Origin of the sequence: Saccharothrix sp. 6-C (assembly GCF_016695385.1) — a bacterium.
Lineage (GTDB): Bacteria > Actinomycetota > Actinomycetes > Mycobacteriales > Pseudonocardiaceae > Actinosynnema > Actinosynnema texasense.
The window spans coordinates 4,752,358-4,775,358 of sequence record NZ_CP064192.1 but is presented as its reverse complement, the minus strand read 5'-3'; the positions used below and the strand labels follow the sequence as shown (position 1 = coordinate 4,775,358).

Below are 23,001 nucleotides of genomic sequence, written 5' to 3'. Positions count from 1 at the left end.
TCGCGCGCGCACAGCCGCCCCGGGTTCCGCGCGCTCAGCCGCGCGGCAGCCGGGCCCGGAGGCTGCCGGCGAAGTCCTCGGCGATCCGCAACTGGGCCCGCAGCTCCTCGCAGCGCTCCTCGGCCGTGGTGTGGAACTGCGCGAGGCGGTCGAGGTGCTTGTCGCGGTCGGCGTCGTCGAGGGCGGAGAGGGCGTCGAGGATGGTCAGCAGCTCGCGCATCTCCTCCAGCTGGAAGCCGAGCGGCTTCATGCGCTTGACCACCTGGAGGCGGTCGACGTCGGGCTCGGTGTAGAGGCGGAACCCGCCCTGGCTGCGGGCGCTGGGCACGACCAGGCCGACTTCCTCGTAGTAGCGGATCGTGCGCAGCGACAGGCCAGTACGGTCGGCCACCTCGCCGATCTGCATGTGCCCGCCCACAAGATCCCTTCCGACGCCCAATACGTTCGACCATTGTGGCACCCGGTGCGGCACGACCGGAGGCTACCGTAACGTGAGGGTAGATTTTGTGGTATCAGCCGAGTCCGGGAGAAACAGCGAATGACCACCGCAGGTTCGGTGACGGCCCCACCCGCCGACGTGCTGCGGGAGGCGGATCGGCGACGCACGTTCGCGGTGATCAGCCACCCCGACGCGGGCAAGTCCACGTTGACCGAGGCGCTCGCGCTGCACGCGCGGGTGATCTCCGAGGCGGGCGCGGTGCACGGCAAGGCCGGCCGGCGCGGCGTGGTGTCGGACTGGATGGAGATGGAGAAGGCGCGGGGCATCTCCATCACCTCGGCGGCGCTGCAGTTCGCCTACGGCGACGCCGTCGTCAACCTGCTCGACACGCCCGGTCACTCCGACTTCTCCGAGGACACCTACCGGGTGCTCGCGGCCGTCGACTCGGCGGTGATGCTGCTGGACGCCGCCAAGGGCCTGGAGCCGCAGACGCTCAAGCTGTTCGACGTGTGCCGGCACCGGGGCATCCCGGTGATCACGTTCGTCAACAAGTGGGACCGGCCCGGCCGTGACGCGCTGGAGCTGTGCGACGAGCTGGTGGAGCGCATCGGGTTGCAGCCGATGCCGCTGACCTGGCCGGTCGGCGAGGCCGGTCACTTCCGGGGCGTGGTGGACCGCCGCGACGGGCAGTTCATCCGCTACTCGCGCACCGCCGGCGGCGCCACGGCCGCCGCCCAGGAACGCCTCGACCCCGCGCGGGCGGAGGCCGAGGAAGGCGCCGAGTGGACGCGCGCGGTGGAGGAGCTGGACCTGCTGGCCGCCTCGGGCGGCGACTTCGACCTCGACCGCTTCCTGGCCGCGTCGGCCACGCCGGTGCTGTTCGGCTCGGCGGTGCTCAACTTCGGCGTGCGGCACCTGCTGGACCTCCTGGTCGACCTCGCGCCCCGGCCCACCCCGCGCCCGGACGTCGACGCGCGGCCCCGCGGGCTGGACGCGCCGTTCTCCGCGTTCGTGTTCAAGGTCCAGACCGGCATGGACCCGTCGCACCGGGACCAGGTCGCGTTCGCCCGCGTCTGCTCCGGCGTGTTCGAGCGGGGCATGGTGGTCACCAACGCCACCACCGGCAAGCCGTTCGCCACCAAGTACGTCCAGCAGGTGTTCGGGCAGCAGCGCTCCACATTGGACGTCGCGTACCCGGGCGACGTGATCGGGCTCGTCAACGCGCACTCGCTGCGGGTGGGCGACACGCTCTACGCCGACAAGCCGGCCGTGCGGTTCCCCGGCCTGCCCAGCTTCGCGCCCGCGCACTTCGCGGCGGTCCGCCCGGCGGACCTGAGCCGGTCCAAGCAGTTCCGCAAGGGCATCGAGCAGCTGGGGGCGGAGGGGGTCGTGCAGATCCTGCGCTCGGCGCGACGCGGTGACGGCGCGCCGGTGTTCGCCGCGGTCGGACCGATGCAGTTCGAGGTCGCCGCCCACCGCCTGGACGCCGAGTTCAAGTCGCCCGTGCGCTTGGACCGGCTGCCCTACACCGTGGTGCGGCGGCTGCCCGACCCCGCGCACCAGCCCCTGGTCGACAACAACCGCGGCGAGGTCCTCACCCGCGCCGACGGCACCCACCTGGCGCTGTTCCCCGACTCCACCGCCCTGGGCGTGCTCAAGCGGCTGCACCCCGAAGTGGTGCTGGAGCCGCTCGTCGCGGGCACCGACTGACCGGGGCCCCGGCCCGGCGCGCCCGACCGGGCGCCGCGTCTCGTGGCGTGCCGGGTGGGGCCTCGCGGTGGGCGTGCCGACCGTCAGCGGTGTCCCTGCCGGGCGGGGTCGGGCACCCGGGAGAGCAGCTCCTCCGGCGCGGACAGGCGCCAGGCTTCGAAGACCAGCTCGGCCAGCTCGTCGGCCTCGACGCCGGCCAGGTAGACCACCACCCAGCCGAACCCGCCGGACGTGTACTGCTCCTCGAAGACGTCCGGCCGTTCGGCGACCAGCGCCCGCTGCTCCGACAGCAGCTGCTTCAGGCCGACGGTCTGCGTGGCCGGCCAGTAGTAGCCGAACCTCTTGCCGCGCACGCTGAACGAGCTGTAGTGCCCGCCCTCCGCGCGCTCGACGTCGACGAGCGCGGTCACGATCCGGATGAAAGCGTCACTGCTCACTGCCACTGCGGCCCCCACGGAAGTCCCGGCCCACAGTGTAGGGCGGCACGGACTTGAGGGAGACCGCCGCCGCGACCACCCCCAGCGCGGCCAGCACGGTGAACACCGCCGGATAACCGCCCAGCGTCCCGGCGAGCGCGGTCGCGGCCCACGGCGCGACCGCGGCGGTGACGTTCAGCGGCGCCTGCAGGATGCCGCTGAGCTGCCCGTAGTGGGCGGTGCCCCAGCGGTCGGTGATGGCGGTGGCCTGGATGAGGGTGTAGGTGCCCCGGACGACGCCCGCCAGCACGGCGGCGCCGATCAGGGCGACCGCCGGACCCGGGACCAGTCCCAGCAGGAGGGTCGTGCCGGCCGCCGCGAGCAGCGCCCCGGCGGTCCTGGCCTTCACCCCCGTCGTCGCGACCAGGCATCCGTAGCCGAGGCGCCCGAGGACCTGCCCGACGCCGCCGAGGCCCAGCGCCCAGGCGGCGGTGGTGGTGGAGAGACCGCGTTCGGCGAACAACGGCACCATCGCGACCACGATCGCGTACACGGCCAGCGCGCCGAGGCTCATCGACACCACGAGCAGCACGAACGGGCCGCTGCGGGCGATCGTGGTCGGGCGACGGGTGTCCGGGGTGGCCGGGTGGGCGGGCCACGGCAGGCGGAGCCCGAACAGGTGCGCGGGAACCGTGAGCACGGCCAGCACCGCGGCGAGCACCAGGTAGGTCTGCCGCCAGTCCAGGTGCGCGGCCAGCACGGCGGTGAGCGGCGCGAACACGGTGCTCGCGAACCCGCCCGCCAACGTGACGACCGTCAGCGCGGCCACCCGGCGCTCCGGGCCGTGCCAACGGGTCAGGGCGGCGAACGCCGGCTGGTAGAGCACACCGGCCATGGCCACGCCGACCAGCGCCCAGCCCGCGTAGAACCACGGCAGCGTCCGGGCCGACGCGACCACCGCCAGGGCGCCGACGCCCAGCAGCGACCCGGTCGTCATCACCACGCGCGGCCCGTGCCGGTCGAGCAGCCCGCCGACCGGCACCCCGACCACCGCGCTGACCAGCTGCGCCACCGAGAACGCGCCGGTGACCACCGCTCCGGACCAGCCCGCGTCCGCGCCGATGGCGGGCGCGAGCACCGGGAAGCCGTAGAACAGCACGCCCCAGCTGGTGATCTGGGTCAGGCACAGCACGACCAGCACGCGACGCGGCCCGGCGTGTCCCCTCGGCACGCCGGACCGCGCCAGGTCAGACCCGGCCACCCGGCGCGGTGAGCGTCAGCTCCGCCACCCGCGGCGTCGCGCAGCACCCGCCGGAGGCCGCCGGCTCGACGTCGAACACGCCGGACCCGCCGCAGACGCCGGTCTCGGGCAGCGTCAGCTCGACCCGGGCCGCCGACTCGTGGTCGCCCGCGATCTCGGCGGCCACGCTGCGGACCTGCTCGTACCCGGTCAGCGCGAGGAACGTGGGCGCGCGCCCGTAGCTCTTCATACCCACGAGGTACACGCCGGGTTCCGGGTGCCGCAATTCAGCTGCGCCGTGCGGGGGGACGGAGCCGCAGGAGTGGACGTTCGGGTCGACCAGCGGCGCGAGCCCGGCCGGCGCCTGCAGCACCGGGTCCAGGCCGAGCCGCACCTCCGACAGCCACGAGTGGTCGGGCCGGAACCCGGTCAGGGACACGACCTCGTCCACCGGGTCGAGGCGGTGTCCGTCCTGCGACACCAGCACCAGTCGTTCGCCGGCGCGCTCGACGGCGGCGGTGCGGAAGCCGGTGACCACCTCGACGTGCCCGGCCCGCACCGCGGCCCGCGCCCTCAGCCCCAGCGCGCCACGCGCCGGCAGCTGGTCCGCCTCGCCGCCGCCGAACACCGCGCCGACCGCGCCGCGGCGCAGCAGCCACGTCACGCGCGTGCCGGGGTGCCGTTCGGCCAGGTCCGCCAGCGCGACCAGCGCGGTGAGCGCGGAGTGCCCGCTGCCCGCCACGGCGACCCGCCTGCCCGCGTACCGGGCCTGCTCGCCGACGACGTCCGGCACGCGGTAGCCGATCCGGTCCGCCGCCTCCCGCTCGCCGGCGGCCGGCAGCCCGTCGCCGCCCAGCGGGTTCGGCCCGCCCCACGTGCCGGAGGCGTCGACCACGGCGCGCGCGGTGATCCGCTCGCCGCCCTCGACGTGCACGGTCAGCGGCTCGCTGCCACGGCCCGCGTCCACGACGCGGTCCCGTCCCCGGCGGGCCACGCCGACCACGCGCGCGTTCAGCCGGACGTGCTCGCCCAGCGCCTGCGCCAGCGGCTCCAGGTACTCGGCCGCCCACTGCTCGCCGGTCGGGTAGCCGTCGGGGTCGGGGGAGCGCCACCCGGTCGGCTCCAGCAGCCGGCGCGCGGCCGGGTCGACGAGTTCGGACCACTGCGAGAACAGCCGCACGTGCCGCCACTGCGCGACCGCCGCGCCCGCCCGCGGGCCCGCTTCCAGCACCAGCGGTCGCAGCCCGCGCTCCAGCAGGTGCGCCGCCGCCGCCAACCCGACCGGCCCCGCTCCGACCACGACCACGGAGAGCTCGTCCACCAGGCACCTCTTTCATCGGTGTTTCTCGATCGAACGCGGAGCAATGTATCGAGGAACATAGATTGATGCAACCATCGGTGTTTGTCGATACTCTGGGCGCATGACGACGACGCTGCCCGCGGTGGGCCTCGCGCCCGAGGACGCCTCGACCTACGCCGAGTGGTTCGCCTGCCTGGCCGACCCGACCCGGGTGCGCCTGCTGCACACCGTCGCCACCCACCCCGGCGAGATCACCGTGGGCGCGCTGACCGAGGCGGTCGGCGTCAGCCAGTCGACCTGCTCGCACCACCTGCGCAAGCTCGCCGACGTGGGGTTCGTGCGGCTGCGCAAGGAGGGCACCGCCACCCTGGTGTCGGTCAACCCGGCGTGCTGCACGGGCCTGCCGCACGCCGCCGACGCCGTCATGGGCACCATCGTCACGCGGCCGTGCTGCCCGACCGACCTGCCCGCCGACGTCACCGTCCGCCCGCTGGCCGACGACGACTGGGCGGACGTCCGCCGCGTCTACGGCGAGGGCATCGCCACCGGCAACGCCACCTTCGAGACCGAGGTCCCGAGTCGCCGCGCCCTGGAGGCGAAGTGGCTGCCCGGGCACCGCTGGGTGGCGGTCGTCGACGGCCGGGTCGCCGGCTGGGCCGCGGCCACCCCCGTCTCGGCCCGCGCGTGCTACTCCGGCGTCGCCGAGACGTCGGTCTACGTCGGCGACGGCTTCCGGGGTCGGGGAGTGGGCAAGTCGCTGCTGCACAAGCAGGTCACCGCCGCCGACGAAGGCGGCCTGTGGACGCTCCAGACCGCGATCTTCCCCGAGAACCGCGCCAGCATCGCCCTGCACCACTCGGCCGGCTACCGCACCGTCGGCGTCCGCGAGCGCATCGCCGAGCACCACGGCGTCTGGCGCGACACCGTCATGCTCGAACGCCGCGCCCCCACCACCGCCCCCACCTGCTGACCCGCGAGGGCCCTCCCCGACCCGCGCGTGTCCTACGTCCGGAACACCCGTGTCCTACGTCCAGGACACCCGAGTTGAACGTTCGGACGGCCCGGTGCCACGATCGTGTCCGCCGATGTGCGGCTCCGGGCGGGGCGGGTGACACTGGGCGGGACATGATCCGTCTACAAGGGACGGTCGCATGCCGTTGCGCGCAGAGTCGGGTCCCCCCGGGTTGATCCGGCCCATGTCGGCCACGCCGGGCAGGGTCCCGCCGGGGCCCGGGTGGGCCTTCGAGTTCAAGTGGGACGGTGTCCGCGCGATCACCTACGCGCGCTGCGGGCAGGTGCGCGCGGTGACCCGCACCGACCTGGAGGTGTCCGCGACCTACCCGGAGGTGCGCGCGCTGTCCGAACTGCTGGGTGACCGCGAGGCCGTGCTGGACGGCGAGATCGTCGCCCTGGACGAGCGCAAGCAGCCGGACTTCGGCCGGTTGCGGTCCCGCATGCACGTGGCCCGACCGGGTGAGGACCTGCTGGCCCGCGTGCCCGTCGTGTACTACGTGTTCGACCTGCTGCACGTGGACGGCCGGTCGCTGCTCGGCGCGTGCTACGCGCAACGGCGGCTGGAGCTGGCGGCGCTCGGGCTGAGCGGCCGGCCGGAGGTGCGCGTGCCGCCGACGTTCACCGGGGCGCGCGGCGAGGACGTGCTCGCGGTGGCCGGGGACTACGGGCTCGGAGGCGTGGTCGCCAAGCGGATCGCCTCGCGCTACGAGCCGGGGCGGCGTTCGGCGGCGTGGGTGAAGGTGCCGTCGGTGCGCACGCAGGACGTGCTGATCGGCGGCTGGCGGCCCGGTGACGGTCGCCGGGCGGGCACGATCGGGTCGCTGCTGCTCGGCGTGCCGTGCCACGACGGGGTGCACTACGTGGGCGACGTCGGCACGGGGTTCACCCACTCGGCGTTGCTCGCGTTGGAGGAGAGGTTGCGGCCGTTGGCGTGCCCGGGGTCGCCGTTCGTGGACGCGGTGCCCGCCGACCACGCCCGCCGCGCGCGGTGGGTGCGGCCGGAGCTGGTCGGCGAGGTCGAGTACCGGACCCGGACCGCCGACGGACGGCTGCGGCACTCGTCGTGGCGCGGGCTGCGGCCGGACAAGGGGCCCGACGACGTCGTCCGGCCCGGGGTCACCTGAGCTGCTCGGCCGGGCGAGCCCGCGCAGCCTCCCGACGGTGTCGGTGCCCCCTGTTAACGTCCGGGCGGATCCGACGGACAGGGGGAGGGCCGGTGGGCGAGGGCGAGAAGGCGGCGCTGTCGATGTTCCTGGACGCGCAGCGGGGAGTGGTCTCGGCGATCCTGGAGGGCCTCGACGAGGACGCGCTGACGACCTCGGTCCTGCCGTCCGGGTGGACGCCGCTCGGTTTGGTCGAACACCTCGGTTACGCCGAGCGGCACTGGTTCCAGGAGATCCTCCACGGCCGGGCCGACCCGTTGCCGTGGCCGGACGACCCCGCGCCGCTCACCACGCCCCGGTCGTCGGCGGAGGTCTTCGCCTTCTACCGGGACCAGTGCGAGCGGTCGGACGCCGTCCTCGCCGACACGCCGCTGGACACCCGCCCGGTGGGGCGGCACCCCGGCGCGCTGGGTGACGAGACCACCGACCTGCGCCGGATCGTGCTGCACGTGATCGAGGAGACCGCGCGCCACGCCGGCCACCTCGACGCGTGGCGGGAGCTGTTCGACGGCAAGACGGGGTTGGGCCCGCGCTGATCATGGCACGGGAACCGCCCGCCTCCGCCGCACCGCCTCCGCCGCACCGCTGCCGCCGCACCGCCCCCGCCGCACCGCTGCCGCCGCACCGCCTCCGCCGCACCGCTGCCGCCGCACCGCCTCTCCGCTGCCGCACGCACGCGCTGCCGCCGCACCGCCTCCGCCGCACCGCTGCCGCCGCACCGCTGCCGCCGCCGCACCGCTGCCGCCGAACCGCCCCCGCCGCCGCCGCCGAACCGCCCCCGCCGCCGACGAGCCGTTCCCGCCGCCGACGAGCCGTTCCCGGTCGTCACGTGGTCCGCGGTCGTGTGCCCCCCGATCAGGTGACCGTCGAGCGAGGCGCGCGGGCACGGCTTAGCGTGGCCGCCGTGTCGGTGCGGATGAGCGAGTCGATCATCACGCTGGTGCTGTTCGCGCTGCTGGTGCCGGTGGCGGTGCTGCCGTGGGTGCACTGGCAGTACCGGCGTCACGGTCGGCTGCGCGGGTGGTCCGCGGTCGTGGCGACGGCCGGCGCGCTGTACGGGTGCGCCCTGGTGGCCTTCACCCTGTTCCCGCTGCCCGACGTGACGGGGGAGTTCTGCACCGGCCGGCCGCTGCGCGACTACTGGCAGCCTCACCCGTTCGCGTCCCTGGACGACATCGCCGCCGCCGGCTACTCGCCCACGAGCCCCGCGTTCCTCCAGGTGGCGTTGAACGTGGCGCTGTTCGTGCCGCTGGGTTTCCTGCTGCGCTACCGGTTCCGGCGCGGTGTCGTGGTGGCGACTGCGGTCGGGCTGCTGGTGTCGCTCGCGGTGGAGACGACGCAGGGCACGGCGGTGTTCGGCCTCTACCCGTGCCCGTACCGGATCGCGGACGTGGACGACCTGATGACCAACGCGGCGGGCACGCTCGTCGGGTGGCTGCTCGGGCGCCGGGTCGGGCCGCTGCTGCCCGCGGCCGTGCCGGCGCCGGTGGCCGACACCGCGCCGCCCGGCCTGCTCCGCCGCGGGTTGGCGTTCGCGGGCGACCTGCTCACCATGGCGCTCGTCGAGTTCGCGTGCCGGGCGGTGCTCGTGCTCCTCGGCGAAGGGACGGGCACGCCGGGGCTGACCGACGTCGCGGTGTCGGACTGGTTCGGCGCCGCGCTGGGCGTCCTGGTGCCGGTGCTCGCCACGGTCGTCGTGCCGCTGCTGCGCGCCGACCGCGCCACACCGGGCCAGATCGCGTTCCACCTGGCCCTGGCCGACGCGCGCACGGGCGGCGAGGCGCCGGCCCGAGCGGTCGTGCTGCGGTTCCTGGTGTGGTGGTTGCCGGTCCTGCTGCTCATCTCCGCCGGGCACAGCGGCATCGTGTTCTTCGCGGTCGTCGTGGTCGGCCTCGCCGCCCGCTCGCGCGCCGACCGCCGCAGCCTGCCGGGCCTGGTCTCGACCACCGACACCACCACCGCGCGTGCCCTGAGCCACGTCAGCGCGGCGACGGGCCCGTGAGCCGTGATCGACCCACGGGCCCGTCACTCGCCGGCGCCGGTCAGAACGCCTGGTTCGCGAAGCCCTTCCGCGCCGCCGCCGACAGGAACGACTGCCAGGCCGAGCTGCTGGTGTGCGGGTCACCGGTGGTGCCCAGCCGCGACTTCGCGGTGTCGAACGCGCTCTGCGTCTTCGGGCCCCAGATGCCGTCCACCGCCAGACCGGAGCTCTGGAAGTTGTTGCACAGCGACTGCACGAACTTCGTGTCGCTCTCCGACCCCGTCACGCACCGCACCGGCAGGCCGCCGAAGTCGGAGTGGATGTGGTCGGCGTGGTCGGCGTTGTACCAACCGTCCAACGCGTACCGGAACCGGCGACGGCACACCGCGTCCACCGCCAGGTAACGACGGCGCGTGGCCAGCGTGCCCGAGGCGTGGTCGCGGTCCAGCGGCGACGACACCTGCCCGCCGCTCCACCGGACGTGGTCGAGGTCCATCGCGGTGCCCGCGCCGTGCTCGCCGGGCTTGTTCACGTAGAAGCCCGCCGACACCAGGTAGGTGATGCTGCCGTACGCCGACGACAGCGACCGCAGGTCCCGGATCCAGAGCACCAGGGAGTCGTAGAACGCCTGCGTGGCCTGCCAGTTGCGCAGCGTCGTGTCACCGCGACTGGACCGCCAGTAGTAGACGGGGGTGCCGTCGATCCGCTGGAACGTGATCATCGGGTCGCCTCCGCGGTGATCAGCCGGCCGCCGGTGAGCCAGCCGGAACGGGCGCCGGCGACGCCGAGTGCCTTGGCGTCGCGCGGCACGGCCGGACTGGTCCGGTCCGCGTCGAGCACGCCGGTCAGCGGGGTGGCGTCGACCACCTCGTTGCCGACCCAGTGCACGCGGCCGGCCACCGAGGCGAGGCCGCGCACGGCGACACCGTCCAGGCGGGGGCGGGCCGTCCAGGTGACGCCGTCGCGCGAGGTGTGCAGGACCGTGCCGGAGACGTCGACGGCCGCCACCACCCAGCCGTCGGACGTCGCGGTGACGGCGGTGGCCGACAGGCCGTCGGTCCACTCCAGTCCTCGCACGGGCACGGTGGTCCAGCCCGACGCGGTGCGGCGGGCGGCGATGCGGACCACCGAGGCGCGCTCGTGCTTGAGCACGGAGCCGAACGCCAGGCCGCCGCCGACCGCGGTGAACTCGGAGCGCACGCCGTGCAGGCGGCGTGCCTCGCGCCACGTGACGCCGTCGGTGGATTCCCAGATCGTGGCGATCGGGTCGCCGCTCAAGGCGCCGACCGCGTGGCAGGTGGAGCCGTCACGGGTGACGTCGACCAGGTCGGCTCCGGCGAGGCCGGAGGTGATGCGGACCGAGCCGCCTTCGTCCGCGACGATCCACTGGCCGTCTTGTTCGGTCAACATGAGGGGGGTGCCGTCGGGCGCGAGGAACACGCCCGCGGCTTTGCGCGGGTTCTCCGCGGCGTCCGACGCGGGTGCCGCGGCAGCCGCGTGGGCCGGTAGTGCGCTGGTGAGGGCCGCGGTGGCGGCGGCACCCAGCACGAACGTTCGCCGATCGAGCACGTCAGTCCTTTCGGGGGCAGGGGGAAGTGCTGACGTTGCGCATGGCCGGTTGGAAGTTTTCCAACCCACAAAGTATGGGTGACCGGCCGGCGCGGCAATGGCCCGTTCCGCCCAAATCGTCGCCGTCCGGCCTGGGAAAGCCGCCGGTCGGCGCGAACCGCTGGGGTACGCTCCCGGTGTTCGCGACTGGCGTGCCGAGGGTGGGACCGACCACCGGGGAGCGTTGAGCCGAGATGCACCGCGCGCCTGGGTGCTGCGGCAGCGCCCCCGCGCGCGTGGAGGTCGTCGTGCACGAACCCGCGATCCCGTCGTTGACCGGAGCCGACCCCGAGGTCGCCCGCCTGGTCCAGGCCGAGGCACGCCGCCAGTTCGAGAAGGTCCGCCTGATCGCCTCGGAGAACTACGTCTCGACCGCCGTCCTGGAAGCCACCGGCTCGGTGCTGACCAACAAGTACTCCGAGGGCTACGCCGGCCGCCGCTACTACGAGGGCCAGCAGGTCGTCGACCCGGTCGAGGAGCTGGCCGTCGCTCGCGCCAAGGCGTTGTTCGGCGTCGACCACGCCAACGTCCAGCCCTACTCCGGCTCACCGGCCAACCTCGCCGTGTACCTGGCGTTCCTGGAACCCGGCGACACGGTCATGGGCATGGCCCTGCCCGCCGGCGGGCACCTCACCCACGGCTGGAGCGTCTCGGCCACCGGCAAGTGGTTCCGCAGCGTCCAGTACGGCGTGCGCCAGGAGACCGGCGTGGTCGACCTGGACCAGGTCCGCGACCTGGCCCGCGCCGAACGCCCCAAGGTGATCTTCTGCGGCGGCACGGCCATCCCGCGCACCATCGACTTCGCCGCGTTCGCCCAGATCGCCGACGAGGTCGGCGCGGTGCTCGCGGCCGACATCGCGCACATCGCGGGCCTGGTCGCGGGTGGCGCGCACCCGTCACCGGTCGGGCACGCCCAGGTGATCACCACGACCACCCACAAGACGTTGCGCGGCCCGCGCGGCGCGATGATCCTCACCGACGCCGGGCACGCGAAGGCGATCGACAAGGCGGTGTTCCCGGGTCTGCAGGGCGGACCGCACAACCACACCACGGCGGCCATCGCGGTCGCGCTCGGCGAGGCGGCGGAGCCGTCGTTCGGCCTCTACGCGCACGCCGTCGTGCAGAACGCCCGCGCGCTGGCCACCGCCCTGCTCGACCGCGGTTTCGACCTGGTCTCCGGCGGCACCGACAACCACCTGGTCCTGGTCGACCTGACCGGCAAGGGCATCGGCGGCAAGCCCGCCGCCAAGGCCCTGGACCGGGCGGGCGTGGAGGCCAACTACAACACGGTCCCGTTCGACCCGCGCAAGCCGTTCGACCCGTCCGGTGTCCGCCTCGGCACGGCCGCCATCACCACCCGCGGCCTCACCGAGGACCACATGCCGCAGGTCGCGGAGTGGATCGACCGGGCCATCCGGGCGGCGGACGACGGGCAGGCGCTCGACCGGATCGCCGCCGAGGTCGCCGACCTGATGGCGGGCTACCCGATGCCCGGCTGGGCGTAGCGGACCACGTCGGCCAGTCGCGCCACGTCCGCCCGGAACGTCTCGTGCCGGACGGTGACGTGATCGGCGACGCGGTCGGTCCCCGGCAGCTGGTCGGCGGGCAGCACCGCCCCGTCGACCAGCACCGGGATCACCGGCACCGCGCGTTCCGCCGCCCGCCGCACCTCGGTGCGCATCAGGTCGGTCGGCGTCCAGCCGGGCCCGACGACGGCGAGCAGCACGTCGCACTCGCCGACGTCGCCCACCACCGCCCGGCCGAAGTCGTCCAGCCGGTCCGCGATGCGCCCGGCGAGGTGCACGTCGTGCGGGCGCCGGTAGCTCAGGAACAGCCGCGCGGCCCGCCGCGCCGGGGACAGCTCGATCCCGGCCAGCGCCGCGAACGCCCGGTCGCGCACCTCGGCGAGGTCCACGCCGCACCCGGTCAGCACGTCGAGCGCCACGCCCTCGTCCGCGGCGAGCACGCCCAGCAGGAGGTGCTCGGTGCCGACGTGCCGGTGCCGCAGCGCCAGCGACTCCCGCACGGCCGCCGCCAACGCCCGCTTCGCGCCGGGCGTGAACGGCAGCCGGCCGGACACGGGTGTCGTTCCCCGCCGGGACACCTCCAGCACCCGCGCCCGGCACCCGGCCGGCGACACGCCGACCGACGCCAGCACCGACGCCGCCGCGCCGCCCTCGCCGACCAACCCGAGCAGCAGGTGCTCCGTGCCGATGGCGGCGTGGGCCAATCCCCGCGCCTCCTGGAGTGCCAGCACGGAGACCCGGCGCGCGCTCTCGGTGAACCGTTCCAACATCAATCCTTCGCCACCGTCGACCACCCCGGGGGCGGTCCGCCACCAGTGCATCGCACCGAGTTTCCGGGTGTTACCGGAATTTGTCAGTAGCCGCGCGCCGTGATGCGGTCATGGCGTCGCTGCCGCCGTGCGCGGTCTCGGAGATCAGGACCAGCTCCGCGTCCGGCCACACGTGCGCGAGGTCGAACGGCGTGCCGATCAGATTGCCCAGGTCGAGCGTTCCTTGAACGATCACGCCCGGGATGCCCGCGAGCTTGTCCGCCTCCGCCAGCACGATCCCCTCCGGCAGCCACGACCCGTGCGCCCAGTAGTGCGTGACGAGCCGGGCGAACGCCAGCGCGTGCTCCGGGACCTCGAAGCGCAGCCCGGAGGACAGCGGCTGCAACGCGTCCTCCCACGCGCACCACTCCTCGGCGGCCCGGCGGTGCACGGCGGGATCGGGGGAGAGGAGCAGCTCCAGGTACCCGGCGGCCGGGTCGCCGGTGGGCACGAGTTCGCGGAACCGGGCGTGCGCCCGGGGGAACATCGGCCCCAACCCCGTGGTCAACAGGTCCGTCTCCGACCGGCGGCCCGTGGCCACGCCCGCGTGCACCATCGCCGACACCCGGTGCGGGAACCGCTCCGCGTACACGAGGCCGAGCACCGAGCCCCACGAGGCGGCGAACACCAGCCACCGGTCGATGCCCAGGTGCCCGCGCAGCCGTTCGAGGTCGCCGACCAGGTGATCGGTGGTGTTGGTGGACAGGTCCACGACCGGGTGCCCCGCGTGCGGCGTGCTCCGGCCGCAGCCGCGCTGGTCGAACAGCACCACCCGGTACGCGGCCGGGTCGAAGTACCGCCGGGCGCGGGGCGTGCAGCCCGAGCCCGGCCCGCCGTGCAGCACCACGGCCGGTTTGCCGTCCGGGTTGCCGCACACCTCCCAGTACACGTGGTGCCCGTCGCCGACGTCGAGCATGCCGTGGTCGTACGGCTCGATCTCCGGGTACAGCACGGTTCCTCCTCCAGGTGCAACAGTGCTGTTATATTAGTGCTTACGGAATTGTCGGGAACATCGCCCTCACGTCCGCGCCGCCGACCCACAGCCCGATGGCGAACGCCGTCATCGCCTCGAGCAGCTCGGCCCGCTCCAGCGGTCCGCCGTCCACCGGCACGCACCCGGTCGACCGCACCAGTTCGCGCACCACGCCCAGCGCGTCGGGCGAATCGCCGCACAGCGGCACCCCGAGCGGCTTGCCCTCGAAGGCGGGCGACGGCTGTCGCCACACGTCGACGTGGCACAGGTTGAACGCCTTCACCACGTGCGCTGCCGAGGACTCGGCGAGTCGTACGGCGGCGCGCGGCTCGTCCAGCACGAACCGGCCCGGCACCACCGAGTTGGTGCAGTCGACCACCACCCGTCCCGGCGCGTGCCCGAGCACCTCGGCCGCCACCGCCGCGGGCACCGCGAGCAGCACCGCGTCCCCGAACGCCACCGCGTCGGCCGGTGTCGCGGGCGCCGCTCCGATCCTGGCCGCCAGCTCCCGCGAGCGCTCCGGTGAACGCCCGCCGATCACCACCTCGTGCCCCGCCCCGACCCACCGGCCACCCAGCGCGTCGGCCATCCCGCCCGACCCCAGCACACCGATTCGCACGCTCTCCTCCTCCGTCGAAGTGATTGGCTGGGGTCGACGTTAGAAAGCCCGGCGGGCACCGAACGGTGTCCACGACCCAGGGGGGCCGCCCGTGGACTTCCTCGCCGACTGCCGCGCCCGGCAGGCGTTCGACCTGCTGGCCAACACCTGGAACCCGGTGGTGCTGCACGCGTTGCGCCACGGCCCGCGCCGTCCCGCCGAGCTGCGTCGCGTGATCGGCGGTATCCGGCCGAAGGTGCTCACCGAGACGGTGCGCCGGCTTGAGGGCGCCGGCCTGGTGGTGCGGGCGGTGTCGCCGGACCGGGTCGAGTACGGGCTCACCGACCTCGGGCGCAGCCTGCTCGGTCCGATCGACGCGCTCGGCCGGTGGGCGCACGAGCGGGGTGACGAGGTCACGCTTGACGGCTGAAGCAAAACGGTGTTTTATAACATTGTTGTGTAACACCGTTCTGTGGAGGTGGGTCGTGATGGGCGTGCGGGCCGGGTTCGAGACCCTCGACCGGGAAGTCGACGTCGACCTGGAGGTGCGCGGCGAGCTGCCGCCCTGGCTGGCCGGCACGTTGGTGCGCAACGGCCCGGCCAAGTTCGAGACCGACAAGGGCTCGTTCCGCCACTGGTTCGACGGCCTGGCGATGCTGCACCGCTTCGGCTTCGCCGACGGCGCCGTGACCTACCGCAACCGCTACCTGGAGACACCGAGCTTCCGCGCGGCGCGCGACGACGGGCACATCGCGTTCGGCGAGTTCGCCACGGACCCGTGCCGCTCCATCTTCAGCCGCTTCTTCACCCACCCCCGGCTGCGCCGCACGTCGAACGCCAACGTCAACGTCGTGTCCGACGGCGACCGGGACTTCGCGCTCACCGAGACGCCCCTCGCGGTGGAGTTCGACCGCGAGACGCTGGCGACCGTCGGCCTCGCCGACTACGACGACGCGATCTCCGGCCACGTCACCACCGCGCACCCGCACCGGGCGCCGCTCACCGGCGACCTGGTCAACTACGTGCTGAAGTTCGGCCGGCGCAGCGTCTACCGGATCTACCGGCAACGCGGCCGCACCCGCGAGGTGCTCGCCTCCCTGCCCGCCGACCGCCCCGGCTACATGCACAGCTTCGCCGTCACCGAGCGGCACGTGGTGCTGGCCGTGTTCCCGCTCGTGGTCAACCCGCTGTCGCTGCTCCTGCGCGCCAAGCCGTTCATCGAGAACTACCGGTGGCGACCGGAGCTGGGCACCCGGTTCGTGGTGTTCGACCAGCGGGACGGCTCGGTGGTCGCCGACGAGCGCACCGACGCGTTCTTCGCCTTCCACCACATCAACGCCTACGACGAGGACGGGCGGGTCGTCGTGGACATCGCCGCCTACCCGGACTCCGGCGTGGTCGACGCGCTGTACCTGGACCGGGTGCGCGGCGACGGTGAGCTGCCGGCGGCGTTCCCGACGCGGTACGAGGTCGACCTCTCGGGCGGCGGAATCCGGTCGCGGCGGCTCGCGTCGGACTCCTTCGAGCTGCCGCGCATCGCGTACGGGTCGCACAACGGGCGCGACTACCGGTACGCCTACGGCGTCGGCTCCCGCGACAACGGCACGCGCGACTTCCTCGACCAGCTCGTCAAGCTCGACGTCTCCAGCGGGCGGACCAGCCGGTGGCACGAGCCCGGCCGCTACCCGGGCGAACCGGTGTTCGTGCCCACGCCGGGGGGCCGGGCCGAGGACGACGGCGTGCTGCTGTCAGTGGTGCTCGACGCCGAGGCCGGGCGGTCCGGCCTGCTGGTGCTCGACGCGGCCACGTTCACCGAGATCGCACGGGCCGACGTGCCGCACGCCATCCCGTTCGGCTTCCACGGTCAGTTCACGTCGCGTCGATCGTGAGCACGCAGCCGTCGGGGTCGACGGTGGGCACGTCGGGCTCGTCGAACCAGACGCCGCCGTCGCCGAGGTAGCGGAACCGGTGCGTGCCGGGCGAGAGGATCACGGTCACCGTGCGCGTGCCGTCGCGGCGGGGGACCAGCTCGTGGACGCCGGGGGTCCAGTCGTTGAACGTGCCGACCACGCTCACCGGCCCGCTCGGCTGCTCCAAGGGCAGTGAGAAGGTCACGCGGCGCTTCGGGCCGAACAGGCGAGTGCTGCGGAGCATCGCCCTCCCTCGCGAGTCGATCTTGCCATGCCTTCGGGGGCACCAGCGTCGCGGTGCGGTGGCGGCGTTTCAAGCCGGCGCGCCCGAAGGCGGTCGACGGTCACCCGTCGGTGTGACGTGATCGCGGGAACGTGCCGTCGACCTGCGCGGCGAGGGGGGAGGAGGGGTGATCACTCCTGTCCACCTCCAACTTATAGCGCAACAGGGGGCTTGCGGCAAGACCCGGGTGTTGCCGCAGAATCGCCCGGCCGCGGCGGGAAGCCGCGGGAACGGGGGTGCGGGATGGGTGCTGGATGGGCGCGACCGGGGGTCGGCGGGCGAGAGCGGGATCACAAACTGTGCAGTCCCTGCAAAGTTGCAGTAAGTGCAGGTTTTTTCCTACCCTGATCGAGTGAGCACACCGGCGGCCGAAGGGCTCCGCGACCGCAAGAAGCGGCAGACCCGCGCGGCTCTGGGTCACGCCGCCGTCCGCCTGGTCGCCGAGCACGGCCTCGACCACGTGACCGTCGAGGACATCAGCGCCGCCGCCGACGTCTCGCCGCGCACGTTCTTCAACTACTTCGCCAGCAAGGAAGACGCCGTCCTCGGTCCCGATCCGGAAGCCGGCCCGCGCGTCCGCGCGAGGGTGCTCGCCCAACCGGCGGACCTGTCCGCCGGCGCGGCGGTGCGGGAGGCGCTGCTGGCGGAGATCGCGGCGGAGCTGGCGGACGACCGGGAGTTCTGGTTGCGGCGGATGCGGGTGGTCCAGCAGCACCCCGTGCTGCTGGCCCGGCTGTTCTCCGGCGGCGAGGCCCTGGAGCGCGAGCTGGTCGCCGGCATCGCCGAACGGGTCGGCCTGCCCGCCGACGACACCTACCCGCAGCTGCTCGGCGCGGCGGCGGGCGCGGCGTTCCGGGTGGCGGTGGCCCGCTGGTCGAGCACCGACGCGCCGCTGCACGACCTGCTCGCCGAAACGCTCGACCTCATCGCCGCGGGGCTCGCCCACCCGCCCCGCGGCCACCGCGGCTGAACCACGAGCCGCGCGCACCACCGATCCGCAACACCGCGTCACAGTCGAAGACAACTGGGGGGATCCGATGTCCACCGAAACCGGCACGACTTCGCGCCGGGACGTCGTGCAAGCGATGTCCGGCCTCATGCTGGGCATGTTCATGGCCATCCTCGCGTCGACCATCGTGTCGAACGCGTTGCCGCGCATCATCGCGGACCTGCACGGCTCGCAGTCCGTCTACACCTGGGTCGTCACGACCGAGCTGCTGGCCATGACGGCGACCGTGCCGCTGTGGGGCAAGCTCGCGGACCTCTACAGCCGCAAGCTGCTCATCCAGCTCTCGCTCGGCCTGTTCGTGGTCGGCTCGCTCATCGCGGGCTTCTCCCCGAACGTCGAGGTGCTCATCGCGAGCCGCGTCGTGCAGGGCCTCGGCGCGGGCGGCATGACGGCGTTGGCCACGATCGTGATGGCGGCGATGATCCCGCCGCGCGAGATGGGCCGCTACGCGGGCATCTTCGGCGCGGTGTTCGGCGTCGGCACGGTCGCCGGCCCGCTCATCGGCGGTGTCATGGTGGACACCTCGTGGCTGGGCTGGCGCTGGTGCTTCTTCATCGGCGTCCCGTTCACCCTCGCCTCGATCTTCCTGCTCCAGCGCACGCTGCACCTGCCGATCGTGCGCAAGGAAGTCAAGATCGACTACCTGGGCGCGGTGCTGATCGTCGGCGGCGTCTCCACGCTGCTGGTGTGGTCGACGCTGGCGGGCCACCAGTTCGAGTGGGCCTCGGCGTGGACCGCGGTGCTCGTGGCGGCCGGCGTGGTGCTGCTGGGCCTGGCCGTGTGGGTCGAGTCGCGGGCGACCGACCCGATCGTGCCGCTGACGATCTTCTCCAACCGCACGGTGGCGTTGACGACGCTGGCCAGCGCGCTGGTCGGCGTGGCGATGTTCGGCGGCACGGTGTTCCTGTCGCAGTACTTCCAGATCGGCCTGGGCAAGACGCCGACGCAGGCGGGCCTGATGAGCCTGCCGATGATCTTCGGCCTGCTGGTGTCGTCGACCGTCGCCGGTCAGCTGATCACCAAGTGGGGCAGGTGGAAGGCGTTCCTGGTCGCCGGCGGCGTGATCATGGTCGGCGGGATGCTGCTGCTGGCCACGATCGACGCGAACACGAGCGTGTTCATGGTCAGCGTGCACATGGCCGTGCTCGGCGTCGGCGTCGGCATGCTCATGCAGAACCTGGTGCTGGCCGCGCAGAACGACGTGCCCGCCCGCGACCTCGGCGCCACGACCTCGACCCTCACGTTCTTCCGCAGCCTCGGCGGCGCGATCGGCGTGAGCGCGTTGGGCGCGGTGCTGGCGAACCGGGTGACCGCGTTGAGCGAGGAGAAGTTCGGCCCGGCGCCCACCGGCGGCGAGGCCGCGGTGCCCGACCTGTCGCTGCTGCCCGAGCCGGTGCGGGTGATCGTGCGCGAGATCTACGCCACGGCCACCGCCGAGCTGTTCCTGATCGGCGCGCCGATCGCCGTGCTGGCGCTGGTGGCGGTGCTGTTCATCAAGGAGAAGCCGCTCAAGACGCTCAGCGGTGACGAGCGGCTGGCGGCGGAGATGGCCGCGGGCCACTGAGGGGCCGCTGAGAGGCCGCCGACGGGCCGCTGACCTGGCGGGTCGCGGCTCGGCCGCGGGAAGACACGGTGTCGCACTTGTCCGGCTCACGGTCGGACAAGTGCGACACTTTCGCGCGTGTCAGGACTGCGCGAACGCAAGAAGCTCGCCACCCGGACGGCGTTGGCCGACGCCGCCCTGCGGCTGTGCGTGGAGCACGGCCTCGACGGGGTGACCGTCGAACAGGTGGCCAACGAGGCGGGTGTCTCGCTGCGCACGTTCTTCAACTACTTCTCCTCCAAGGAGGAGGCCGTGGTCGCGGGTGACGTGGCCACGGCCGCCGCGTTCGTCCACGCCTTCGCCGCCCGCCCCGAAGGCGAGCCGGTGCTGCCGGCGCTGCGGTCGGCCCTGGTGGACGTGGTGCCCGACCGCATCGACCCGGAGCGGGTGGCGCAGCTGCGCGCGTTGCGCCGCACGCCCGCCCTGCTGCCGCACCAGATCGCCGCGTTCGCCGTGCAGGAACGGGAGCTCGCCGCCGTCGTCGCGGCCCGGGTCGGCGTCGACCCGACCACCGACCTCTACCCGGCGATGTTCGCGGCCACCGTGATGGCGACCCTGCGGGTGGTCGTCGGCTGGTGGCTGGACGCCGCCGAACGCCCCGAGCTGTCCGAGCTGATCGACGTGATGATCGACCGGCTGGAGGCGGGTTTCGCCGCGGTTCACCCGAGCGGCGACCAGGACTCGCCCGGTTGCCGCCGTCTATCGCGTCCACCCGGCGCGCAGTAGGCCGAAATCGGGCGCACCCGGGTGAAATGCCGTGCGGCGCCGACGTGGAATGACGCGTCCCGGTATGGGCCGATCCCGTCGGCGCTGCGCTGTCGGGATGCTCGTGCGCCGCAGCCGGGTGACCTCGGACCTCGGCATCGGTGCAGGTCCCTAGCGTGCCTGGGGTCCCGGACGACCCCGAGTTCCGGCTGTGGGAAAGAAGAACCGTCATGCGAAGACGTCTGGTCATGGTTCTGACGACGGGCGCGCTCGTGGCCTTCGCCGTCACGGTCCCCGGCGCGGCGGCCGACCCCGCCGCGGCGGCCGTGTCGACGTTGACGAAATCCGTCCGGGGGGTGTCCTCACCCGCCGGTCACGGCGCCACGGCCACCTGGGTCGTCGACTACGACAACAACGCGGCCGCCGCCGGGCAGGCGACGATCACCGACGCGATCGGCGCCGGGCAGTCCTACGTCCCCGGCTCGCTGGACGTGCCGCCCGGGTGGTCGCCGTCCTGGTCCACGGACGGGAGCACCTTCCAGGCGACCGAACCCGCCTCGGGCGTGGTCGCGGTGCGCGCGCAGAACCCCGACGCCCGGCCCGGCGGCACGGCGCTGTCCGGCCTGCTCACCCCGCCCGTCCAGGCGGCCACCACGGCGACCGGCGGCGACGGGTTCACCCCGCTGCTGCACCGCACGCCCACCGGCGCCCTCCAGGCGTGGAACATCTACCACCACGCGGCCCCGAACGTGGCGAAGGTGGTGTGCAGCGACCTGGCCACCGGGCAGCTCTGCGCGGGCGGACCGTGGCCCAAGCCGCTCAACACCACGCCCGGCCCGCTCGGCAGCGGCGCGACCGGCGACATCGGCAGCGGGATGGCGCAGCAGTACTTCCGCGACCCGGCCAACACCTCGCAGGTCCTCTACGCCGCCGTGACCCCCTCGTCGGTCGGTGTCGGCTGCCTGGACCTGGCCGCCGCCGCGAACTGCGGCTACTGGCCCCTGATGGCCGCCGGCGGCTCACCGTCCGGCGTGTACAGCCTGGCCGGCCTGGTCGAGGTCGGCGGCAACCTCTACGGCGTGGCCAGCACGGGCGCGGTCACCTGCTGGACCGTCGCCACCCGCGCGGCCTGCCCCGGCCAGCCGTACGCGCCGATCGTCCCGCCCAGCGGCGACACGCCCAGCAGCCTGTACTTCTACGGCGCGATGACGGTCGTGGCCGGCAAGGTGTTCGCCTCGTCGTCGCGGCCCAACACCGGCCTGCAGGCGGCCATGGGCTGCTTCGACCCGACCACCGCCGCCGCGTGCGCCGGGTGGGCCGCGCCCCGGCCCCTCGGCGCGGCCGGCAACTACACCTACAACGCCTACACCGCGTACAGCACGACGGGCGCGCAGGTCGGCGCCTGCTCCACCATGACCGGGTCGCCCGACGTGACCACCTGCTACGCGCTGGACGGCTCGGCGCTGCCCGCACCGTCCTCGGTGGCCGCGCTGCCCGCCGGCGTGATCGCGTTCAACCCCGAGGTGATCACCGACCCGGACGGCCACCTCCGCAGCTACCTGGCGATCTGGGGCGGCCCGTACGCGGGCGCGGCGGTCTGCCACGACTGGACCACCGCGGCGGCGTGCGCGGGACTGCCCAACCCGATCACCCACCCCGGCGTCAGCGGCGGCAACACCCGCGACTACGGCTACGCCTACGACGTCCCGACGGGCTGCATGATCGGTCTCGGCGACGCGGGCGTGCTGTTCTCGATGGACCCGCTCACGGGCAGCTCGCCGTGCGTGCGCTCCGGCGGCCAGGTCTCGCTCACGCCGGGCGCGTTCTACTGCGACGGCGACACCGACCACGTGCAGGGCTACGGCTCCGCGCGGCTCGTCGGCGTCACGCCGGGCAACGTCGACTTCGGCGCGTCCCGGGTGACCGTCGTGGACCAGGACGGAGCCACCGTGGCCACGCCCGGCTTCGCGCCGGACGGCTCGGTCGACCTCAGCGGCGTGTCGCCGACCGCGCACCCGACGATCGCCGTCACCACCACGCTGGTGCTGACCAGCGGCGCCGACTTCGGCGGCGGCAACCAACCCCGGTTGGTGGTCGACTTCACGGGCGACACGCCGCAGGTGTGCTTCCGCACCACGATCAGCGCCGCCTGCGCCGTGGCCGATGTCGCCAACACCGCCACCGGCACGGACGCGACCGGCGCGTTCACCTCCAACACCGTCACCGTCCCGGTCGCGCCCGGCGCGGCCTGCCAGCCGGTGGTGACGGTGGACAAGGAGATCTGCGCCTCGAAGACGGTGTCCCACTGCGGACCCGGTGGGTCGGGACCGTGGGCGAAGAAGGCGCCCGTGGGCACGCTGGGACTGCTCAACGCCACCGCGTACTGGCGGATCACGGTGACCAACCAGGGCCCGGTGGCGGTCACCGACGCCCGGGTCGTGGACTACGAGGAGCCCGCGTGCGAGGCGGCAGCCGGCACGTTCACCCTCCAACCGGGTGAGACGAAGACCTTCTACTGCTCCACCTACGCCCTCCTGACCCTGTACCCGATGACCAACCAGGCGAAGGCGAAGTACACGCCGCGCAACTCGCCGGCCGGCACCCCGCCGTCGTACTCGGCGTGGTCCTCGGCGACCGCCTGCTCCCTGCTCTGCCTGCTGGGCTGAGCACGGCGCACGTCACCCGGCCGGTGGGGACGCCCGACGTCCTCACCG

Annotated in this window: 22 protein-coding genes and 1 riboswitch; of the genes, 12 read left to right on the top strand and 10 right to left on the bottom strand. The window is 73.6% G+C overall.

Annotated features, from left to right (window positions below; genetic code table 11):
* Positions 1-34 precede the first annotated feature (34 nt).
* The gene (locus tag IOD16_RS19910; protein ID WP_123748650.1) at positions 35-406 is read right to left on the bottom strand and encodes a MerR family transcriptional regulator; all 372 of its coding nucleotides are present in this window, start codon (positions 404-406) and stop codon (positions 35-37) included.
* A 132-nt stretch (positions 407-538) separates the two neighbouring features.
* Between IOD16_RS19910 and IOD16_RS19905 the strand changes: the two genes are divergently transcribed.
* Positions 539-2,149: a peptide chain release factor 3 gene (locus IOD16_RS19905; protein WP_201435624.1), complete on the top strand. Its 1,611-nt coding sequence runs from the start codon at positions 539-541 to the stop codon at positions 2,147-2,149.
* An 83-nt stretch (positions 2,150-2,232) separates the two neighbouring features.
* On the opposite strand, the gene IOD16_RS19900 is transcribed toward IOD16_RS19905, so the two are convergent.
* From IOD16_RS19900 to IOD16_RS19890, 3 genes are read right to left on the bottom strand one after another with little or no spacing between them, the layout of a single operon-like run.
* Positions 2,233-2,592, bottom strand: a complete 360-nt coding sequence (locus IOD16_RS19900) for an MmcQ/YjbR family DNA-binding protein (protein ID WP_201435623.1) — start codon at positions 2,590-2,592, stop codon at positions 2,233-2,235.
* Positions 2,576-3,826 (bottom strand): MFS transporter, encoded by a 1,251-nt coding sequence (locus tag IOD16_RS19895; protein WP_201435622.1) that lies wholly within the window; start codon positions 3,824-3,826, stop codon positions 2,576-2,578. The genes IOD16_RS19900 and IOD16_RS19895 overlap by 17 nt, the downstream gene beginning before the upstream one ends.
* Positions 3,813-5,126: an FAD-dependent oxidoreductase gene (locus tag IOD16_RS19890; protein ID WP_201435621.1), complete on the bottom strand. Its 1,314-nt coding sequence runs from the start codon at positions 5,124-5,126 to the stop codon at positions 3,813-3,815. The genes IOD16_RS19895 and IOD16_RS19890 overlap by 14 nt, the downstream gene beginning before the upstream one ends.
* Before the next feature lie 100 nt (positions 5,127-5,226).
* Here IOD16_RS19890 and IOD16_RS19885 point away from each other — a divergent pair, with 100 nt between their 5' ends.
* The 4 genes from IOD16_RS19885 (at position 5,227) to IOD16_RS19870 (ending at position 9,284) form a co-directional block, all read left to right on the top strand.
* The gene (locus IOD16_RS19885; protein ID WP_201435620.1) at positions 5,227-6,075 is read left to right on the top strand and encodes a helix-turn-helix domain-containing GNAT family N-acetyltransferase; all 849 of its coding nucleotides are present in this window, start codon (positions 5,227-5,229) and stop codon (positions 6,073-6,075) included.
* Between the two features lie 181 nt (positions 6,076-6,256).
* Entirely contained in the window at positions 6,257-7,243 is a 987-nt protein-coding gene (gene ligD, locus IOD16_RS19880; RefSeq protein ID WP_236594228.1) for a non-homologous end-joining DNA ligase, read from the top strand.
* 92 nt (positions 7,244-7,335) lie between these two features.
* Positions 7,336-7,818 (top strand): DinB family protein, encoded by a 483-nt coding sequence (locus IOD16_RS19875; RefSeq protein WP_201435619.1) that lies wholly within the window; start codon positions 7,336-7,338, stop codon positions 7,816-7,818.
* A 368-nt stretch (positions 7,819-8,186) separates the two neighbouring features.
* Entirely contained in the window at positions 8,187-9,284 is a 1,098-nt protein-coding gene (locus tag IOD16_RS19870) for a VanZ family protein (protein ID WP_201435618.1), read from the top strand.
* A gap of 40 nt (positions 9,285-9,324) precedes the next feature.
* Here the strand turns inward: IOD16_RS19870 and IOD16_RS19865 are convergent, their stop codons facing one another.
* Entirely contained in the window at positions 9,325-9,984 is a 660-nt protein-coding gene (locus IOD16_RS19865; protein ID WP_201435617.1) for an extensin family protein, read from the bottom strand.
* Positions 9,981-10,832: a hypothetical protein gene (locus IOD16_RS19860; RefSeq protein ID WP_201435616.1), complete on the bottom strand. Its 852-nt coding sequence runs from the start codon at positions 10,830-10,832 to the stop codon at positions 9,981-9,983. Before IOD16_RS19860 ends, IOD16_RS19865 begins: the two co-directional genes overlap by 4 nt.
* A gap of 172 nt (positions 10,833-11,004) precedes the next feature.
* A riboswitch (ZMP/ZTP riboswitch) is annotated at positions 11,005-11,091 on the top strand.
* 28 nt (positions 11,092-11,119) lie between these two features.
* On the opposite strand from IOD16_RS19860, the gene glyA reads away from it, so the two are divergent.
* Complete coding sequence (glyA, locus tag IOD16_RS19855; protein ID WP_442978050.1) at positions 11,120-12,376, top strand: serine hydroxymethyltransferase; 1,257 nt, start codon at positions 11,120-11,122, stop codon at positions 12,374-12,376.
* Here the strand turns inward: glyA and IOD16_RS19850 are convergent.
* The 3 genes from IOD16_RS19850 to IOD16_RS19840 all read right to left on the bottom strand — a co-directional run bounded on the left by IOD16_RS19850 (position 12,352) and on the right by IOD16_RS19840 (position 14,798).
* Positions 12,352-13,167: a Clp protease N-terminal domain-containing protein gene (locus IOD16_RS19850; RefSeq protein WP_201435614.1), complete on the bottom strand. Its 816-nt coding sequence runs from the start codon at positions 13,165-13,167 to the stop codon at positions 12,352-12,354. The genes glyA and IOD16_RS19850 overlap by 25 nt on opposite strands.
* 70 nt (positions 13,168-13,237) lie before the next feature.
* Positions 13,238-14,158 (bottom strand): prolyl aminopeptidase, encoded by a 921-nt coding sequence (gene pip, locus IOD16_RS19845; protein ID WP_201435613.1) that lies wholly within the window; start codon positions 14,156-14,158, stop codon positions 13,238-13,240.
* A gap of 40 nt (positions 14,159-14,198) precedes the next feature.
* Complete coding sequence (locus tag IOD16_RS19840; RefSeq protein WP_201435612.1) at positions 14,199-14,798, bottom strand: NADPH-dependent F420 reductase; 600 nt, start codon at positions 14,796-14,798, stop codon at positions 14,199-14,201.
* Positions 14,799-14,889: 91 nt separating this feature from the next.
* Between IOD16_RS19840 and IOD16_RS19835 the strand changes: the two genes are divergently transcribed.
* Together IOD16_RS19835 and IOD16_RS19830 are read left to right on the top strand one after the other, a co-directional pair.
* Positions 14,890-15,207 carry a winged helix-turn-helix transcriptional regulator gene (locus tag IOD16_RS19835; protein WP_201435611.1) on the top strand — a complete coding sequence of 106 codons (318 nt, stop codon included), beginning with the start codon at positions 14,890-14,892 and terminating at the stop codon, positions 15,205-15,207.
* A 58-nt stretch (positions 15,208-15,265) separates the two neighbouring features.
* Positions 15,266-16,666, top strand: coding sequence for a carotenoid oxygenase family protein (locus tag IOD16_RS19830; protein WP_201435610.1), 1,401 nt, complete (start codon positions 15,266-15,268; stop codon positions 16,664-16,666).
* Here the strand turns inward: IOD16_RS19830 and IOD16_RS19825 are convergent.
* Positions 16,647-16,931 carry an isoamylase early set domain-containing protein gene (locus tag IOD16_RS19825; protein ID WP_123747550.1) on the bottom strand — a complete coding sequence of 95 codons (285 nt, stop codon included), beginning with the start codon at positions 16,929-16,931 and terminating at the stop codon, positions 16,647-16,649. The genes IOD16_RS19830 and IOD16_RS19825 overlap by 20 nt on opposite strands.
* 391 nt (positions 16,932-17,322) lie before the next feature.
* On the opposite strand from IOD16_RS19825, the gene IOD16_RS19820 reads away from it, so the two are divergent.
* The 4 genes from IOD16_RS19820 to IOD16_RS19805 all read left to right on the top strand — a co-directional run bounded on the left by IOD16_RS19820 (position 17,323) and on the right by IOD16_RS19805 (position 22,953).
* A complete protein-coding gene (locus IOD16_RS19820) occupies positions 17,323-17,940 on the top strand; it encodes a TetR/AcrR family transcriptional regulator (RefSeq protein WP_201435609.1) in 618 nt (205 codons plus the stop codon).
* Between the two features lie 67 nt (positions 17,941-18,007).
* Positions 18,008-19,543, top strand: coding sequence for an MDR family MFS transporter (locus IOD16_RS19815; RefSeq protein WP_201435608.1), 1,536 nt, complete (start codon positions 18,008-18,010; stop codon positions 19,541-19,543).
* A 117-nt stretch (positions 19,544-19,660) separates the two neighbouring features.
* The gene (locus IOD16_RS19810) at positions 19,661-20,308 is read left to right on the top strand and encodes a TetR/AcrR family transcriptional regulator (RefSeq protein ID WP_201435607.1); all 648 of its coding nucleotides are present in this window, start codon (positions 19,661-19,663) and stop codon (positions 20,306-20,308) included.
* Between the two features lie 209 nt (positions 20,309-20,517).
* Positions 20,518-22,953 (top strand): DUF7617 domain-containing protein, encoded by a 2,436-nt coding sequence (locus IOD16_RS19805; RefSeq protein WP_236594227.1) that lies wholly within the window; start codon positions 20,518-20,520, stop codon positions 22,951-22,953.
* Positions 22,954-23,001: the final 48 nt, after the last annotated feature.

Bases quoted from the DNA above. Each gene is read 5' to 3' on its own strand.
- IOD16_RS19865 (WP_201435617.1), bottom strand. From the start codon at position 9,984: ATGATCACGTTCCAGCGGATCGACGGCACCCCCGTCTACTACTGGCGG.
- IOD16_RS19815 (WP_201435608.1), top strand. From the start codon at position 18,008: ATGTCCACCGAAACCGGCACGACTTCGCGCCGGGACGTCGTGCAAGCG.
- ligD (WP_236594228.1), top strand. From the start codon at position 6,257: ATGCCGTTGCGCGCAGAGTCGGGTCCCCCCGGGTTGATCCGGCCCATG.
- IOD16_RS19825 (WP_123747550.1), bottom strand. From the start codon at position 16,931: ATGCTCCGCAGCACTCGCCTGTTCGGCCCGAAGCGCCGCGTGACCTTC.
- IOD16_RS19830 (WP_201435610.1), top strand. From the start codon at position 15,266: ATGGGCGTGCGGGCCGGGTTCGAGACCCTCGACCGGGAAGTCGACGTC.
- IOD16_RS19910 (WP_123748650.1), bottom strand. From the start codon at position 406: ATGCAGATCGGCGAGGTGGCCGACCGTACTGGCCTGTCGCTGCGCACG.
- IOD16_RS19850 (WP_201435614.1), bottom strand. From the start codon at position 13,167: ATGTTGGAACGGTTCACCGAGAGCGCGCGCCGGGTCTCCGTGCTGGCA.
- IOD16_RS19805 (WP_236594227.1), top strand. From the start codon at position 20,518: ATGCGAAGACGTCTGGTCATGGTTCTGACGACGGGCGCGCTCGTGGCC.
- IOD16_RS19905 (WP_201435624.1), top strand. From the start codon at position 539: ATGACCACCGCAGGTTCGGTGACGGCCCCACCCGCCGACGTGCTGCGG.
- IOD16_RS19885 (WP_201435620.1), top strand. From the start codon at position 5,227: ATGACGACGACGCTGCCCGCGGTGGGCCTCGCGCCCGAGGACGCCTCG.